The sequence below is a fragment of the Streptomyces sp. TP-A0356 genome (genome assembly GCF_001417775.1).
GTDB lineage: Bacteria > Actinomycetota > Actinomycetes > Streptomycetales > Streptomycetaceae > Streptomyces.
This window is the reverse complement of the sequence record NZ_BBZJ01000025.1, coordinates 88,047-102,596: the sequence shown is the minus strand read 5'-3', so window position 1 is coordinate 102,596 and position 14,550 is coordinate 88,047. Positions and strand designations below refer to the sequence as shown.

The following is a 14,550-nucleotide window of genomic DNA, read 5'->3' as shown; positions in this document are numbered from 1 at the left end:
CGCGGCCCTTGATGTCGTGCGGCCCTTGATGATGGGGCCGCCGGGCGTGGCCACGCACGGCGGCGCGCGGTGGAGTCCGGCACGAGCCCGGACTCCACGGCCGACGGCCGTCACTCGGGCCCATCGCGTCACACCGGCGGCGTGTGTCAGTGAGCGATGCAAGACTCGGCAATGCAGGCAACGGGAAACCTCGAAGGGGGCAGTCATGCTCACCACCCGTTTCGTCAACGGCGCACCCAACTGGCTGGATGTCGGTACGCCCGACATCGACGGCGCCATCGCCTTCTACGGCGGTCTCTTCGGCTGGCAGTTCCGGTCGGCGGGCCCCGACGCCGGGGGCTACGGCTTCTTCCAGCTCTCCGGCAAGACCGTCGCGGGTGGTATGCAGACCGCCCCCGAGCAGGGATCGCCGTCCTGGACCATCTACTTCCAGAGCCCCGACGCGGAGGCCACCGCCAAGGCGGCCGAACAGGCCGGCGGCGGGGTGCTCATGCGACCCATGGACGTCATGGGCGAGGGCCACATGGCCCTCCTCGCCGATCCGGCCGGAGCGTCCTTCGGCATCTGGCAGCCCGGCCGGACCAAGGGCCTGGAGGTAGCCGGTGACCCCGGCTCGCTGTGCTGGGTCGAGTTGCACACCGCGGACATCGCCCGCGCCGCCGCGTTCTACCACCAGGTGCTCGGATGGGAGACGCAGGGCGTGCCCTTCCCCGGCGGCACCTACACCTGCATCAACCCCGAAGGCGCGGGCGAGGACGCCATGTTCGGCGGACTCGTCCCGCTCGCCGACGATCCCGCGGACGAGGGGTCCGGCGCATACTGGCTGCCGTACTTCGAGGTCACGGACACGGACGCCACGGTGAGCAAGGCACAGGACCTCGGCGGCACGGTCCGGGTGCCCGCGACGGACATCGAAGGGGTGGGCCGCATCGCCCGCCTCGCCGACCCGTACGGAGCACGGTTCGCGGTGATCAAGAGCGCACAGCAGCCGCCGCAGAGCTGACGCGACCGAGGCGGTCCAAGGGCGCGGGGCCGGGTTCAGTCCCGGCACCCCGCGCCCTTCCTCGTCCTTGACGCCTCCTTCCCGCCCCCGGAGCGCAGACATCCCCTGTCATCACTTCTTGAAGGCAGAGTGATTTCGAGAGCGCTCTCAGTCATAACCCTTGACGCCTCAACCTTCCCTGGGAACAGTGGAATCACCGCAGGGACGCACCCCCCACGCCTGCGTCCCTGCGCTCCCCCCACACCCCAGGAGACTCCTCGTGATATCGCGCCGAGTGTTTCTGACCGCTGCCGCCGCGGCCGCCACCTCCCCCGCCTGGGCCACCGCCCTGAGCCCAGGCACCGCCCAGGCGGCCCCCGCCACCTGCGAACTCGCCCTGCGCAATGCCTCGTTGCCGGGCACCGTCCGGGCGTACGTCACCGGACGCGAGCAGTCGACGGGTGTCTTGATGCTGCTGCGAGCCGACGGCAGCGTCTACCGACCCGGCACACCCTCCGCGCCACAGACGCCGCTGCCGGTCGACTGTGCCATTCCGCTGGGCCCCGCGGGTTCCTCGCCCAGGGTACTGACGCTGCCTCAGATGTACGGCGCGCGAATCTACTTCGTCCGCGACGACACCCTCGACTTCTTCCTGAACCCGGGCCCGGCCCTGGTCGAGCCGGCGTTCGCCACATCCGCGGATCCCAATTACGGGAAGACATGGTCGTTCTGCGAGTTCACCTTCAACTCAAGCCAGTTGTACGCGAACATCAGCTATGTCGACCTGGTCACCGCGCTTCCGATCGGTCTGACCCTGGAGGGCGACACCACACACACGGTGGCACCGCTCCCCGACGGCGCGGTGGACCGGATCGCCTCGGACCTGACGGCCCAGGCCGCCAGGGACGGACAGCCCTGGGACCGACTAGTGGTCCACGGCTCAGGCGGGAAGGTCCTGCGGGTCGTCTCCCCGCAGAACGTGATGGCGCCGTACTTCGACCAGCCCGACAGGATGCCGTTCCGTGACCTGTGGACCGCCTATGTCGACCAGGTCTGGGAGAAGTACCGGGGAACCGATCTGCGGATCGATCTCCAGGGCGGCCGGGGCGTGTTCACCGGCCGGGTCAACGGTGACACGCTCACCTTCACCGGCGGCCACACCTTCCCCAGGCCCACCTCGAAGGACGTCTTCACCTGCAACCACGGCCCGTTCGCGAACAACCCGGGCGACCCCGACGACAAGAAGGGCCTGCTCGCCCGTCTCGCCGCCGGCTTCAACCGCTCGCTCATGCTCACCCACCCCGCCCAGCCGAACGGCCTGACCAGCGCCGACTACTACCAGGGCGACGTGACCAACCACTGGGCGCGGATCGTGCACGCGAACTCTCCCATCGGGTACGCCTTCCCCTACGACGACGTATGCCCGGACGGCCAGCCGGACGTGTCCGGAGCGGCGTACGACGGAAACCCGAGGCGCTTCACGGTGACGGTCGGTTCCTGACCCGCCCGCGCCGCACCCGCTACGCGGAATCGCGCCGCACCAACGTCGTCGGCAGCACCACGCTGGACAGCCTGTCCCCCACACCGGGCGCCTCGTCCTCATCCGGCCCCGCGCCCCGCCGGTCGACGGCGCGCAGCAGCAGCCGGGCCATCAACCTTCCCATCTCCTCGATGTCCTGACGGACCGTCGTCAGGGAAGGGTCGGTCTGCTCGGCGACCGGCAGCATGTCGTCGAAACCGATGACGGCGACGTCGTCGGGCACCCGGCGGCCCTGCGCGCGCAGCACCCGCAGGGCGCCGGAGGCGGTCAGGTCGTTGGCGGCGAACACCGCGTCCAGATCCGGACAGCGCTCCAGCAGCACCCGCATCGCTCGTTCGCCGCCGCCCGGGGTGAAGTCACCTTCGGCGATGAGACGCGGGTCGACATCGACCATGACGTCCCGGAACCCGTCGAGCCGGTCCACGGCGGACGTCTGGTCGAGGGGACCGGTGATGTGCGCGACGCGGCGGCGGCCGAGACCCATGAGATGGCGTACGGCCTCGCGTGCCCCGCCGCGGTTGTCGCTGTCGACGTAGACGGCGTTGCGCGTGCCGTCACTCCAGCCCGGCCGCCCGCCGAACACCGTGGGCATCCTGGCGCGCTGCACCAGTTCCGGCAGCGGGTCGTCGAGGTGCAGCGAGAAGACGAGCGCGCCATCGACATGGCCTCCGGCGAGATAGCGGCCGACCCGGGCGTGGTCGGCGCGCCCCTCCGTCAGCAGCAGCACGAGCTGGGAGTCATGGAGCGTCAGCTCCTTGCTGATGCCGCGCAGTTGAAGGGCGAAGAAGGGGTCGGCGAAGACCCGGGTCTCGGGTTCGGCGATCACGACGGCGACCGCGTCGTGCCGCTTGGTCACCAGACTGCGCGCGGCCTGGTTCGGCACATAGCCGAGTTCCTCCACGGCTCGGCGCACCCGCTCCACGAGGGGCTCACGCACGCCGTCACCCCCGTTGACGACCCGGGAGACGGTGGCCCGCGAGACACCGGCCCGGGCAGCCACGGCCTCCAGTGTGGGACGTGGCGCGGTCTCGGTCACTTCGGGGCTCCTCCTCGGCGGCTGCCGATCAGGATAGCCCGCGTCGTCCATCGTCCTGAGAGCGCTCACGGCCGTGTGACGCCGGGTGCGCGCGCCCGGTCCGGCGCGTATCGCGACCCGCACCTCGCCCGCGGGCAGCGGAGGACCAAGAGCTCCGAACAAGATGGGCTCCCGGCTCGCGGCGCCTGGCACGCACGCTCGCTGATCGGACTCCCCTTTGGTTCGGAGCTCTAATGCCGGTGCGGCTCGTGTGCGGGAATGGTTCCGTCCGGTCGCTTCACGAGGAACCAGCCGGCCATTCCCCGGTCGGCGTGGCGCTGCACATGGCAGTGGTACATCCACGCCCCCGCACCGCCGGACTCACCCGCGATCACCTGGAAGCCGAAGGAGTCGCCCGGACCCACGATCCTGTTGTCGATCACCGGGCTGGGGTCGTGGGCACCGGTGACGAGTCCCGTGCGGTTGTCCGCCCAGCGGTGACCGTGCAGATGGAACGTGTGGTACTCATTGCCGTGCGTGATCATCACGAACTCGACACGGTCCCCGACCGTCGCCTCGAAGTCCGGTCCGGCGTGCCCCAGCTGATTGTTGATCTTCATGTCGTTGAACACGACCGTGATGGTCCTGTCGGGGAGGATGTCGCCCGCGCGGCGTACGACCACCGGCCCGTACAGACCCCTGCGGACGCCGCCCGTGCCGTGTTCCGTGCCGATGACATGGTCGTGGTAGTGCCAGTAGCCCGCGCTGCCCTCCCGCCAGGTGCCGTCCGCGCGCAGGGCGGGAGCGTGGGTGCGCCAGGTGTACAGGCGCGTGCCGCCCGGCTTCACGGCGCTCCTGGTCACCCTCGTCCCGTCGTTGGCGATGTCGTAGTCCAGACCGTGCACATGCAGGCCGGCCGCGACGTCCAGGGTGTTCACCAGCTCGACGTGCAGGGTGTCGCCCTCGATGAGCTCGATCAGGGGGCCCGGAATGGTCGCCTTCCCCCTCGCGAGGCCGTAGCCCGTTCGTCCGCCGGGGAGCCTCTCGGCGTACAGCCTGAGATGTCTGACCCGGCCGCCGGCGGGCGCTCTTCTCACCCGTCCTCCGACCGCTCCGGCGGCATCCGCGGCCTCCGGAGCCTGGGACAACGATGTCGCGACGGCCGCACCGCCCACCAGCATCCGTCGGTTGAAGCTGCGTCTGTCCATGCCGGCTTCCCCATCCTGTACGGAACTCACGGAGACGAGCCGCTCGAACGAACAAGAGGGACGGTAGCGGCATGAAGGGATTTTAAGCCCACCACCGGTCAATTTCGTTGTATTTCGATCGCATCACGGGCGAAGTGACTCCTAGGAACCGTTCGGCTTCCTCTCGCGTCGGGCGCGGCTCGGCTGCACCCGCTTCGGTTCGCCCGGCATCTTCGGGTACTCCGGCGGATAGGGCAGATCGCCGAGGCCGTGGTCGTGTTCGTCGCGCCGGGCGAGTTCGAGGAGCGGCTCGAGGGAGAAGGCGTGGTCGTCCATGTCCGCGTGGACGTCACCCAGTTCGGCGAACCGGCGGGGCATGGTCGCCAGATCGAAGTCGCGGGGCACCGCGACCCCGACCTCCTCCCAGCGCAGCGGCGCGGACACGGGGGCGTGCGGCTGCGGGCGTACGGAGTAGGCGGAGGCGACGGTGCGGTCGCGGGCGGTCTGGTTGTAGTCGACGAAGATCTTCTCGCCCCGCTCCTCCTTCCACCAGGCGGTGGTCACGTGCTCGGGCATCCGGCGCTCCAGTTCCCGCCCGACGGCGATCGCGGCGCGCCGCACCTGGGTGAAGGTCCAGCTGGGTTGGATGGGGACGAAGACGTGCAGTCCCCGGCCGCCGGAGGTCTTGGGCCAGCCGCGCAGCCCGCCGAACTCGTCGAGTACGGCGCGCAGTTCATGGGCGGCGCGCACCGCGTCGGCGTAGTCGGTGCCGGGCTGTGGGTCGAGGTCGATACGGAGTTCGTCGGGGTGGTCGACGTCGTCACGGCGCACCGGCCACGGGTGGAAGGTGAGCGTGCCGTACTGCGCGGCCCAGACGACGGCGGCGACCTCGGTCGGGGACATCTCGTCGGCGCTGCGACCGCTCGGGAAGGTGATGTGGGCGGTGGGGATCCAGTCGGGCATGTTCTTGGGCGCCCGCTTCTGGAAGAAGGACTCGCCGGTCACGCCCTCCGGATAGCGCTCCAGGGTGGTGGGCCGGTTGTGCAGGGCGCGCAGGATGCCGGGGCCGACGGCCAGGTAGTACCGCGCCAGGTCCAGCTTGGTGAAGCCGCGCTCGGGGAAGAAGACCCTGTCGGGGCTGGACAGCCGTACCGTCCTGCCCTCCACCTCCAGCTCCACCGCAGCGCCCATGCGAGCCACGGTAGGCGCCCGGGCCGGACCTCGCACACGGGCGGATCGCCCGTGCCACAGGACCGGAGCAGGCCTCCCCTCCGGCCGGGCGGAGGTGGCCCTTGGCACCACGCCCGGCCACACCACGCCCGGCCACACCACGCCCGGCCACACCACGCCCGGCCACACCACGCCCGGCCACACCACGCCCGGCCACACCACGCCCGGCCACACCTCGCACGGCCGCTGCGGCGGGCCGCAGCGCGCCCCTGTTTTGCGGTGGCGGCCGATGGGGACTCGGAGGAAGCCCCGTCGCGGCGCCCGGTCTTCTGTCGGCGGTCGGCGGTTCCCTCGCATCCGAACCGCGTGAACGGCCCTCAGAGCTCCGAACAATATGGGCGCCCGGCTCGCGGCGCCTGGCACGCACGCTCGCTGCGCTGCCGGAGCCTTCCGCGGACTGTCCTGGCGCGGGGATTTCGAGAACAGGCGCCCAGCCCCCATCTGACCGCCGTGCCGCAGTATCCCCCCATGCGGCCGGCTCCAAAGGAGTGATCATGAAGGCAGCCGTATACGAAGGACCGCGGACGATAGAGGTGGAGAACGTTCCGGACGCACGGATCGAGCATCCCTGCGACATCATCGTCAAGATCACCACGACCAACATCTGCGGCTCCGACCTGCACATGTACGAAGGACGTACCTCGATGGAGCCCGGCCGCACCCTGGGGCACGAGAACTTCGGACAGGTCGTCGAAGTGGGGTCGGCGGTCAGCAAGGTCAAGGTCGGCGACTGGGTGGTTCTGCCGTTCAACATCGCCTGCGGCTTCTGCAAGCAGTGCGAGCGGGGCTTCACCAATTACTGCCTCACCATGCAGCCCGTGCCGTCGCTGGCCGGAGCCGCCTTCGGATTCGCCGACATGGGCCCCTACCAGGGCGGTCAGGCGGAGTTCCTGCGCGTTCCGTACGGCGACTTCAACGCGCTGCGCCTGGGTGAGGACGCCCCGGAGCGCCAGACCGACTACGTGATGCTCGCCGACATCTTCCCCACCGGCTACCACGCCACAGAGATGGCCGGGGTCAAGCCCGGCGACCAGACGATCATCTTCGGAGCCGGCCCGGTCGGCCTGATGGCGGCGTACTCCGCCATCCTCCGTGGCGCCAGCCGCGTCTGGGTCGCCGACCACCAGCCGGACCGGCTGCGCCTTGCCGAGCGGATCGGTGCGATCCCGATCAACATGGCCGAGCAGAACCCGGCGGAGGTCGTCAAGGAGTCCACCCTCGGCCTCGGCGCCGACAACGGCTGTGAGTGCGTCGGCTACCAGGCGCACGACGCCCAGGGACACGAGGACGCCAGCATCACCCTCAACGGCCTGATCGACTCGGTCAGGTTCACGGGTGAGATCGGCGTGGTGGGCCTGTTCCTGCCCGAGGACCCGGGCGGCGCCGAAGCGCAGAACGAGCTGGAGGCACAGGGCAAGATACCGATCGACTTCGGCCTGATGTGGTTCAAGGGGCAGAGGATGGGCACCGGGCAGGCGCCGGTGAAGAGGTACAACCGCCTCCTGCGGGACCTGATCGCCGGCGGCAAGGCCAAGCCGAGCTTCGTCGTCTCCCACGAACTGCCCCTGGACGAGGCCCCCACCGGCTACGAGCACTTCGACGCGCGGGACGAGGGCTGGACCAAGGTCGTGCTGCATCCCAACGGCCGGCGCTGAGGGCACCCGGCGGCCGCAGTCCCTCAGCCGTCTCCGCGGGTGGGTGAGGGACTGCGCTCGCCACGCCCTGACCTGGGCTTCACCGGCGCACTCGACAGGCGGGCCCCTGGTACGGCTCATAGAGTCGAGCCATGGATCTGCCGGTGATGCCACCCGTGAAGCCCATGCTCGCCAAGTCCGTGGCGACGATCCCGCCGGACATGCAGTACGAGGCCAAGTGGGACGGCTTCCGGGCCATCGTCTTCCGCGACGGCGACGAGGTGGAGCTGGGCAGCCGTACGGGCAAGCCGCTGACCAGGTACTTCCCCGAGCTGGTCGAGGCACTGCGGGAGCGGCTGCCGCAGCGGTGCGTGGTGGACGGCGAGATCGTGATCGCGCGGGAGGGGCACCTGGACTTCGACGCGCTGACGGAGCGGATCCATCCCGCCGACTCACGGGTACGGATGCTCGCGGAGAAGACCCCGGCATCGTTCGTGACATTCGATCTGCTGGCGCTGGACGACGAGTCGCTGCTCGACGTCCCCCTGGGCGACCGGCGCGCCCGGCTGGAGCGGGCCCTGTCCGGGGTGACGCCGCCGGTGCATCTCGCGCCGGCGACGACGGACCGAGCGGTGGCCGAGCGGTGGTTCGAACAGTACGAGGGCGCGGGCCTGGACGGGGTCATCGCCAAGCCGCTCTCGGGGCGCTACCGCCCCGACGAACGCGTGATGTACAAGATCAAGCACGAGCGCACGGCGGACGTCGTGGTCGCGGGCTACCGCTTCCACAAGAGCGGCCCGGTCGTGGGGTCGCTGCTGCTCGGGCTGCACGACGACCAGGGCGCGCTGCAGCACGTGGGGGTGTCCGCCGCGTTTCCCATGAAGCGGCGCGCGGAGCTGGTTCAGGAGCTGGAGCCGCTGCGGATGGACGACGTGGCGGGGCATCCCTGGGCGGCCTGGTCGGACGAGGTGGCGCACGAGACGGCCCGGCTGCCGGGCGCTCCGAGCCGCTGGTCGGGCAGGAAGGACCTGTCCTGGGTCCCGCTGCGGCCCGAGCGGGTGGCGGAGGTGGCGTACGACCACATGGAGAACGGGGTGCGCTTCCGGCACACCGCGCGCTTCCTCCGCTGGCGCCCCGACCGCACCCCCGAGAGCTGCACATACGCACAGTTGGAGGAACCGGTGCGCTACGACCTCTCGGAGATCCTCGGCACCCCGGACTGACATCCCCACCTGCGCGGATCGTCGCCCACCGCGGCCGTGCGGCGCGGGACCGCGACGGTGACGGCGGACGGCGCGCGGGTGGCTCCGGCGACGGTGGTCGTGCAGTACGTACGGGTCCGCACGTCCCGGTTCCACGACGGCCGCGGCAACAACTCGCCGTACTCGGAGACGGTGGGCTCGGGAAAGGCCCGCGTGCTGCGCGACGGCCGGGTGTTCGACGTCGCCTGGCGGCGGGCGTCCGCGGCGCAGGGCACGGAGTTCACGACGGCGGACGGCAGGCCTATGACCTTCGCGCAGGGACAGGTGTGGATCGTGCTCGCGAAGGCGTGAGCCCCGGGAAGGGGTCTATGCCCGGCGGCCCAGTCGGCGCGCGATCGCGGTGCCGGCGTCCTGGCGGGCGGCGGCGAGGGCCTGTTCGGCCTCCTCGGGCGAGCCGAACCCCAGGGCCGCCGCGATCGCCTCCCAGGCGACGCCACCCACGAGCAGTGCCTCCACGGCTGCCCCGACGGCGACCACCGTCTCGCTGCGGGCCCGATCGAGCTCGGCGAGCGTACACAGCAGGTCGGGTGCCGTCGCGGCGCTCGTGAGTCCGCCCTGCGCCGCGTGCCGCGCCTGATCGGCGGTGACCCACCAGTCCGCGGCGGTGTGCGGGGAACGGGTGACGAGGGTCCGGTCCACGGTGGTGCCGCCTTCCTTAGCGGGTACGCATATCGGGCGCTGCTGAGGCCCTCAGTCTAGGCCGCTGATCCGATGAGTGGTGCATCTGGTCCGCTGAACGGATCACCCCGACCTGGCGGGCGCTCACCCCTCGAACGGCAGCCCCGCCGCCGCCAGCTCCCGCGCCGCCGCGCTCAGCCCTTCCGCGAAGCGCCGTACGCGTTCCTCGGTGAACCGGGTGCTGGGCCCTCCGAAGGACAGGGCCGCCGCCACCGCGCCGCCGCGTCCCCGTACCGGCACGGCCACCGCCGACAGGCCCTCCTCACGCTCGCCATGGCTCGTGGCGTATCCCTGGGCCCGCGCCTCCTCGATCCAGGCGTGCAGCGTCCCCAGGTGGGCGGTGCCGTACGGCGAGGTCTCCGCGACGCGAAGCAGCAGGGCCTCCGGCGCGTCGAGCAGCAGCACCTTGGCCACGCCGCCCGCCCACAGCGGCAGTTCGTCCCCGACCCGGACGACGTGGCGCAGCGTCTGCGGCCCCTCCTGCTGGGCGATGCAGACGCGCTGGGTGTCGCGGCGCACATACAGATGCACCGTCTCCTTGTGCTCGGCGGCCAGCTCCCGCAAGACCGTCGCGGCCGCGGGCGGCAGCCGCCAGGCCTGTTCGGCGAGGCGGGACCAGCGCAGCAGGGCGGGACCCGCGATGTAGCGGCCGTGTTCGTCGAGCCAGAGCAGCCCGTTGAGCCGGAGGGTTCCCAGCAGGCGCAGCACGGTGGTCTTGGGCAGGCGGGACGCGGCGACGATCTCGCGGACGGCCAGCGCGGGGCGGCTCTCGTCGAAGAGTCCCAGGATGTCGATCGCCCGCTGGACGGTTCTCATGCCCGCGGGTCCGGCCTCGGCTGCCATCGCTGATCCTCTCGACTCAGGACCGCACCGCGGCCCTGCCGGCGTCCCTGCACCTGCACGCTACTCCGGGCAGGTCCGCTGGGCGGACCCTCGGCGCAGCTCGCCGGGCTGCGGATCAGGCCTTGGTCCCCGCGACGGGCGCCGCCGGGTTGCGCAGCCCCTCGGCGGCCTCCGAGACACGCCGGATGAGGTCGAAGAAGGTGCTCTGCTCCTCGGCGGAGAGCGGGGCCAGGAAGACCTGGTTCATCCGGGCCGTGCGCACCGTGAGCTTGCGGTGCGCACGCAGGCCCTCGTCCGTGAGGCGCAGCAGGAACCGACGGCCGTCCTGCGGATCGCGGACCTTGCCGAGCAGACCGCGGCGGCTGAGCCGGCTGATCACCTCGGCGATGGTGGAACGGTCAAGGCCCACCCGCTCCCCCACGGTGCGCTGGTCCAGCCCCGGCTCCGCGACGAGCGCGTTGAGGACCGCGAACTGCGGCGAGGTGATCTCCTCGGAGACCATCGTGTTCCACAGCAGGTAGTGCGCCTGCTGCAGCCGCCGGGCCAGGTGCCCGGGATGGGTGGAGAGGTCCACCGCGGCCATGTGCGCTCCCGTAATCGTTTCGTTGGTGTACTGAACGATACCCGTCGATGACCGAGCCGCCCGCCGGTGACGTACCCCGCCAACAGAGCGGTCTCTCCAGGTATTGACGCTTCAACGTCGACAGTGGCAGCGTGAGTGCAACCTCATGAAGAATACTCAGTGCCCTGACTAATTGGGATCGGGACGCTTGGCAGAGAGGGGGCTTCACGGATGGACAAGGTGGTCGCCACGGCCCTGGAGGCGGTGGCCGATGTGCCGGACGGCGCGTCGTTGGCGGTGGGCGGGTTCGGGCTCAGTGGTGTGCCGAACGTGCTGATCCGGGCGCTGTACGAGCGGGGGGTGGGCGGGCTGCGTGTCGTGTCGAACAACTGCGGGGCGATGGAGTCGGGGCTGGCCGTCCTGCTTGCCGCCGGGCGGATCGCCCGGGTGACCGGTTCCTACGTCGGGGCGAACAAGGAGTTCGCGCGGCAGTACCTGGCCGGGGAGCTGGAGGTGGAGCTGATCCCGCAGGGCACGCTGGCCGAGCGGCTGCGCGCGGGCGGGGCGGGGATCCCGGCGTTCTACACCCCGGCGGGTGTGGGCACGCAGGTCGCCGAGGGCGGGCTGCCGTGGCGCTACGACGGCTCGGGAGGGGTCTCGCTGGCCTCGCCGCCCAAGGAGGTGCGGGAGTTCGACGGGGTGGAGTACGTGCTGGAGCGGGGCATCCGCACCGGCTTCGCGCTGGTACGGGCCGCCAAGGGCGACCGGCACGGCAACCTCGTCTTCAACAAGTCCTCCCGCAACTTCAACCCCCTCGCCGCGATGGCGGGCAAGGTCACCATCGCCGAGGTCGAGGAACTCGTCGAGCCCGGCGGGATCGACCCGGACGCGGTGCACCTGCCGGGCATCTTCGTCCAGCGCATCGTCGCCCTCACGCCCGAGCAGGCGGCGGACAAGAGCATCGAGCAGCGGACGGTGAGTTCCTGATGGGCTGGACACGCGAGCAGATGGCCGCCCGCGCCGCACGCGAGCTCAGGGACGGCCAGTACGTCAATCTCGGCATCGGTCTGCCGACACTGATCCCCAACCACCTGCCCGACGGCGTGGAAGTCGTCCTGGAGTCGGAGAACGGCATCCTCGGCACCGGACCGTACCCGACCGAGGACCAGGTCGACCCCGACCTGATCAACGCCGGGAAGGAGACGGTGACCGTCCTGCCGGGGGCTTCGTTCTTCGACTCGGCACTGTCGTTCTCGATGATCCGCGGTGGGCACATCGATGTCGCCGTGCTGGGTGCCATGCAGGTCTCCGAGACGGGTGACCTCGCCAACTGGGCGATCCCCGGCAAGCTGATCACGGGGATCGGCGGGGCGATGGACCTGGTGCACGGCGCGCGCACCGTCATCGTCGTCATGACGCACACCGCCAAGGACGGCACCCCGAAGATCCTCCCCGAGTGCGCCCTCCCGCTGACCGGCAAGGCCTGTGTGAACCGCGTCATCACCGACCTCGGTGTGCTGGATGTGACCGACGACGGGCTCGTCCTGGTGGAGTGCGCGCCCGGCATCGACGTGGAGGAGATCGTCGCCAAGACCGACGCCAAGCTGACCGTCGCGGGGGGCCTGAAGTGAGGAACGTCTACATCGTCGACGCGGTCCGCACGCCGATCGGGCGCTACAACGGGGGTCTCGCCTCCGTCCGCCCGGACGACCTGGCCGCGCATGCCATCCGCGAACTCCTCGCCCGTAGCCCGCAGTTGGACCCGTCCCGGATCGAGGACGTGTACCTCGGGAACGCCAACGGCGCAGGCGAGGAGAATCGCAATGTCGGCCGCATGGCCGCGCTGCTCTCCGGCCTGCCGACCTCCGTGCCGGGGGTGACCGTCAACCGGCTGTGCGCCTCGGGCCTGGAGGCGGTGATCCAGGCCGCCCGCGCCATCGCCGTGGGCGACGCCTCGATCGCCGTGGCGGGCGGGGTGGAGTCCATGACCCGCGCCCCCTATGTCCTGCCCAAGTCGGACAAGCCGTTCCCGGCCGCCCACACCGAGCTGTACTCCACCACGCTGGGCTGGCGCATGGTCAACCCGAAGATGGCCCCCGAGTGGACCATTCCGCTGGGCGAGTCCGCCGAACTCATCGCCGACAAGCACAAGATCGGCCGCGAGCAGCAGGACGAGTTCGCCCTCCACAGCCACCGCAAGGCCGCCCGGGCGCAGGCCGAGGGCCTGTTCGACGCCGAGCTCGCGCCCATGACCGTTCCCCGGCCCAAGGGCGACCCCACCGTGTTCGCCGCCGACGAGTGCATACGGCCGGACGCCTCCCCGGATGCCATGGCGAAGCTCAGGCCGTCCTTCCGTCCGGGGAACGGCACGGTGACGGCGGGCAACGCGTCCCCGCTCAACGACGGCGCGGCGGCCCTGCTGCTGGTCGACGAGGAGGGCCTGAAGGCCACCGGGCGCGAGCCGCTGGCGCGGGTGGGCGCCACGGGCGTGTCGGCGATCGACCCCCAGTACTTCGGCCTGGCCCCCGTCGAAGCGGTCAACCGGGCCCTGGCCAAGGCGGGCAGAACCTTCGGCGACCTCGACGTCCTGGAACTGAACGAGGCCTTCGCCGCCCAGGTCCTGGGCTGTCTCGCGGAGTGGCCCGAGTTCGACCCGGCCGTCCTCAACCCCCAGGGCGGCGCGATCGCCCTCGGCCATCCCCTCGGCGCCTCCGGAGCCCGCCTCGCCGGCACCGTCGCCCACCAACTCGCCCGCCGCGGCTCCGGCACCGGCATCGCCACCCTGTGCATCGGCGTGGGCCAGGGCCTCGCCCTTGTCCTGGAACGGTAGGAACCCCCCATGGCTCTCACTCAGCACGACATCGACCGGGAGATCGCGGCCGAGCACGCCGCCTACGAGAAGCGGGTCGCCGACGGCGCGCCCGTCGAGCACCACCCGCGCCGCGACTACGCCCCGTACCGCTCCTCCGTGCTGCGCCACCCCAAGCAGCCGCCGATCACGATCGACGTCAGCAAGGACCCGGAGCTGGTGGAGCTGTCCTCCCCGGCCTTCGGCGAACGCGACATCACCGAGATCGACAACGACCTCACCAAGCACCACCGGGGCGAGCCGGTCGGGGAGCGGATCACCGTCTCCGGCCGCCTCCTCGACGGCGACGGGCGCCCGGTACGCGGTCAACTCGTCGAGATCTGGCAGGCGAACTCGGCCGGCCGGTACGCGCACCAGCGGGAGCAGCACGACGCCCCTCTCGACCCGAACTTCACAGGCGTCGGCCGCACCCTCACGGACGACGACGGCTGCTACCGCTTCACCACCGTTCAGCCGGGTCCCTATCCCTGGCGCAACCACGTGGGCGCCTGGCGCCCGGCCCACATCCACTTCTCGGTCTTCGGCACGGCGTTCACCCAGCGGCTGGTGACGCAGATGTACTTCCCGAACGACCCGCTCTTCCCGTACGACCCGATCCTGCAGTCCGTGACGGACGACGCCGCCCGGCAGCGGCTGGTCGCGACGTACGACCACAGCCTGTCGGTGCCGGAGTTCTCGCTCGGCTACCACTGGGACATCGTGCTCGACGGCCCGAACGCCACCTGGATCGAGGAAGGACGCTGACCTG

14 protein-coding genes and 1 pseudogene are annotated in these 14,550 nt (G+C 70.9%); 9 read left to right on the top strand and 6 right to left on the bottom strand.

From position 1 onward, the window contains the following. Nucleotides 1-205: 205 nt before the first annotated feature. Both ASC56_RS26815 and ASC56_RS26810 read left to right on the top strand, forming a co-directional pair. A complete protein-coding gene (locus ASC56_RS26815) occupies nucleotides 206-1,003 on the top strand; it encodes a VOC family protein (protein WP_055494129.1) in 798 nt (265 codons plus the stop codon). Between the two features lie 259 nt (nucleotides 1,004-1,262). Further along, nucleotides 1,263-2,483, top strand: coding sequence for a glycoside hydrolase family 64 protein (locus ASC56_RS26810; protein WP_055494128.1), 1,221 nt, complete (start codon nucleotides 1,263-1,265; stop codon nucleotides 2,481-2,483). 19 nt (nucleotides 2,484-2,502) lie between these two features. On the opposite strand, the gene ASC56_RS26805 is transcribed toward ASC56_RS26810, so the two are convergent. From ASC56_RS26805 to ligD, 3 genes are all read right to left on the bottom strand, one after another. After that, nucleotides 2,503-3,558: a LacI family DNA-binding transcriptional regulator gene (locus ASC56_RS26805; protein ID WP_055494127.1), complete on the bottom strand. Its 1,056-nt coding sequence runs from the start codon at nucleotides 3,556-3,558 to the stop codon at nucleotides 2,503-2,505. A gap of 230 nt (nucleotides 3,559-3,788) precedes the next feature. Continuing rightward, on the bottom strand, nucleotides 3,789-4,745 hold the full coding sequence (locus ASC56_RS26800; protein ID WP_055494126.1) for a multicopper oxidase domain-containing protein: 957 nt from the start codon (nucleotides 4,743-4,745) through the stop codon (nucleotides 3,789-3,791). A 141-nt stretch (nucleotides 4,746-4,886) separates the two neighbouring features. After that, a complete protein-coding gene (gene ligD / locus ASC56_RS26795; protein ID WP_055494125.1) occupies nucleotides 4,887-5,915 on the bottom strand; it encodes a non-homologous end-joining DNA ligase in 1,029 nt (342 codons plus the stop codon). Between the two features lie 533 nt (nucleotides 5,916-6,448). Between ligD and ASC56_RS26790 the strand changes: the two genes are divergently transcribed. From ASC56_RS26790 to ASC56_RS26780, 3 genes and pseudogenes are all read left to right on the top strand, one after another. Next, entirely contained in the window at nucleotides 6,449-7,609 is a 1,161-nt protein-coding gene (locus ASC56_RS26790; RefSeq protein ID WP_055494124.1) for a glutathione-independent formaldehyde dehydrogenase, read from the top strand. Nucleotides 7,610-7,740: 131 nt separating this feature from the next. Next, nucleotides 7,741-8,811 carry an ATP-dependent DNA ligase gene (locus ASC56_RS26785; RefSeq protein ID WP_055494123.1) on the top strand — a complete coding sequence of 357 codons (1,071 nt, stop codon included), beginning with the start codon at nucleotides 7,741-7,743 and terminating at the stop codon, nucleotides 8,809-8,811. 45 nt (nucleotides 8,812-8,856) lie between these two features. Continuing rightward, nucleotides 8,857-9,141 (top strand): annotated as a pseudogene (locus ASC56_RS26780) (DUF3048 C-terminal domain-containing protein); the annotation flags it as partial. 15 nt (nucleotides 9,142-9,156) lie between these two features. On the opposite strand, the gene ASC56_RS26775 reads toward ASC56_RS26780, so the two are convergent. The 3 genes from ASC56_RS26775 to ASC56_RS26765 form a co-directional block, all read right to left on the bottom strand. Next, nucleotides 9,157-9,489, bottom strand: a complete 333-nt coding sequence (locus ASC56_RS26775; protein ID WP_055494121.1) for a hypothetical protein — start codon at nucleotides 9,487-9,489, stop codon at nucleotides 9,157-9,159. Nucleotides 9,490-9,612: 123 nt separating this feature from the next. Further along, nucleotides 9,613-10,371: an IclR family transcriptional regulator gene (locus tag ASC56_RS26770; RefSeq protein WP_055494120.1), complete on the bottom strand. Its 759-nt coding sequence runs from the start codon at nucleotides 10,369-10,371 to the stop codon at nucleotides 9,613-9,615. 115 nt (nucleotides 10,372-10,486) lie between these two features. Beyond that, nucleotides 10,487-10,954, bottom strand: coding sequence for a MarR family winged helix-turn-helix transcriptional regulator (locus ASC56_RS26765; protein WP_055494119.1), 468 nt, complete (start codon nucleotides 10,952-10,954; stop codon nucleotides 10,487-10,489). A gap of 210 nt (nucleotides 10,955-11,164) precedes the next feature. Between ASC56_RS26765 and ASC56_RS26760 the strand changes: the two genes are divergently transcribed. The 4 genes from ASC56_RS26760 to pcaH are packed head-to-tail and all read left to right on the top strand — an operon-like array spanning nucleotide 11,165 to nucleotide 14,546. Then, the gene (locus ASC56_RS26760) at nucleotides 11,165-11,920 is read left to right on the top strand and encodes a CoA transferase subunit A (RefSeq protein ID WP_055494118.1); all 756 of its coding nucleotides are present in this window, start codon (nucleotides 11,165-11,167) and stop codon (nucleotides 11,918-11,920) included. Continuing rightward, the gene (locus ASC56_RS26755; RefSeq protein WP_055494117.1) at nucleotides 11,920-12,564 is read left to right on the top strand and encodes a CoA transferase subunit B; all 645 of its coding nucleotides are present in this window, start codon (nucleotides 11,920-11,922) and stop codon (nucleotides 12,562-12,564) included. Before ASC56_RS26760 ends, ASC56_RS26755 begins: the two co-directional genes overlap by 1 nt. Then, nucleotides 12,561-13,763 (top strand): thiolase family protein, encoded by a 1,203-nt coding sequence (locus tag ASC56_RS26750; protein WP_055494116.1) that lies wholly within the window; start codon nucleotides 12,561-12,563, stop codon nucleotides 13,761-13,763. The genes ASC56_RS26755 and ASC56_RS26750 overlap by 4 nt, the downstream gene beginning before the upstream one ends. A 9-nt stretch (nucleotides 13,764-13,772) precedes the next feature. After that, a complete protein-coding gene (gene pcaH, locus ASC56_RS26745) occupies nucleotides 13,773-14,546 on the top strand; it encodes a protocatechuate 3,4-dioxygenase subunit beta (protein WP_055494115.1) in 774 nt (257 codons plus the stop codon). Nucleotides 14,547-14,550 lie beyond the last annotated feature (4 nt).

Excerpts from the sequence above, each read along its gene's own strand:
- ASC56_RS26815 (WP_055494129.1), top strand. The coding sequence starts at position 206 with ATGCTCACCACCCGTTTCGTCAACGGCGCACCCAACTGGCTGGATGTC.
- ASC56_RS26800 (WP_055494126.1), bottom strand. The coding sequence starts at position 4,745 with ATGGACAGACGCAGCTTCAACCGACGGATGCTGGTGGGCGGTGCGGCC.
- ligD (WP_055494125.1), bottom strand. The coding sequence starts at position 5,915 with ATGGGCGCTGCGGTGGAGCTGGAGGTGGAGGGCAGGACGGTACGGCTG.
- ASC56_RS26790 (WP_055494124.1), top strand. The coding sequence starts at position 6,449 with ATGAAGGCAGCCGTATACGAAGGACCGCGGACGATAGAGGTGGAGAAC.
- ASC56_RS26785 (WP_055494123.1), top strand. The coding sequence starts at position 7,741 with ATGGATCTGCCGGTGATGCCACCCGTGAAGCCCATGCTCGCCAAGTCC.
- ASC56_RS26770 (WP_055494120.1), bottom strand. The coding sequence starts at position 10,371 with ATGGCAGCCGAGGCCGGACCCGCGGGCATGAGAACCGTCCAGCGGGCG.
- ASC56_RS26765 (WP_055494119.1), bottom strand. The coding sequence starts at position 10,954 with ATGGCCGCGGTGGACCTCTCCACCCATCCCGGGCACCTGGCCCGGCGG.
- ASC56_RS26760 (WP_055494118.1), top strand. The coding sequence starts at position 11,165 with ATGGACAAGGTGGTCGCCACGGCCCTGGAGGCGGTGGCCGATGTGCCG.
- ASC56_RS26755 (WP_055494117.1), top strand. The coding sequence starts at position 11,920 with ATGGGCTGGACACGCGAGCAGATGGCCGCCCGCGCCGCACGCGAGCTC.
- pcaH (WP_055494115.1), top strand. The coding sequence starts at position 13,773 with ATGGCTCTCACTCAGCACGACATCGACCGGGAGATCGCGGCCGAGCAC.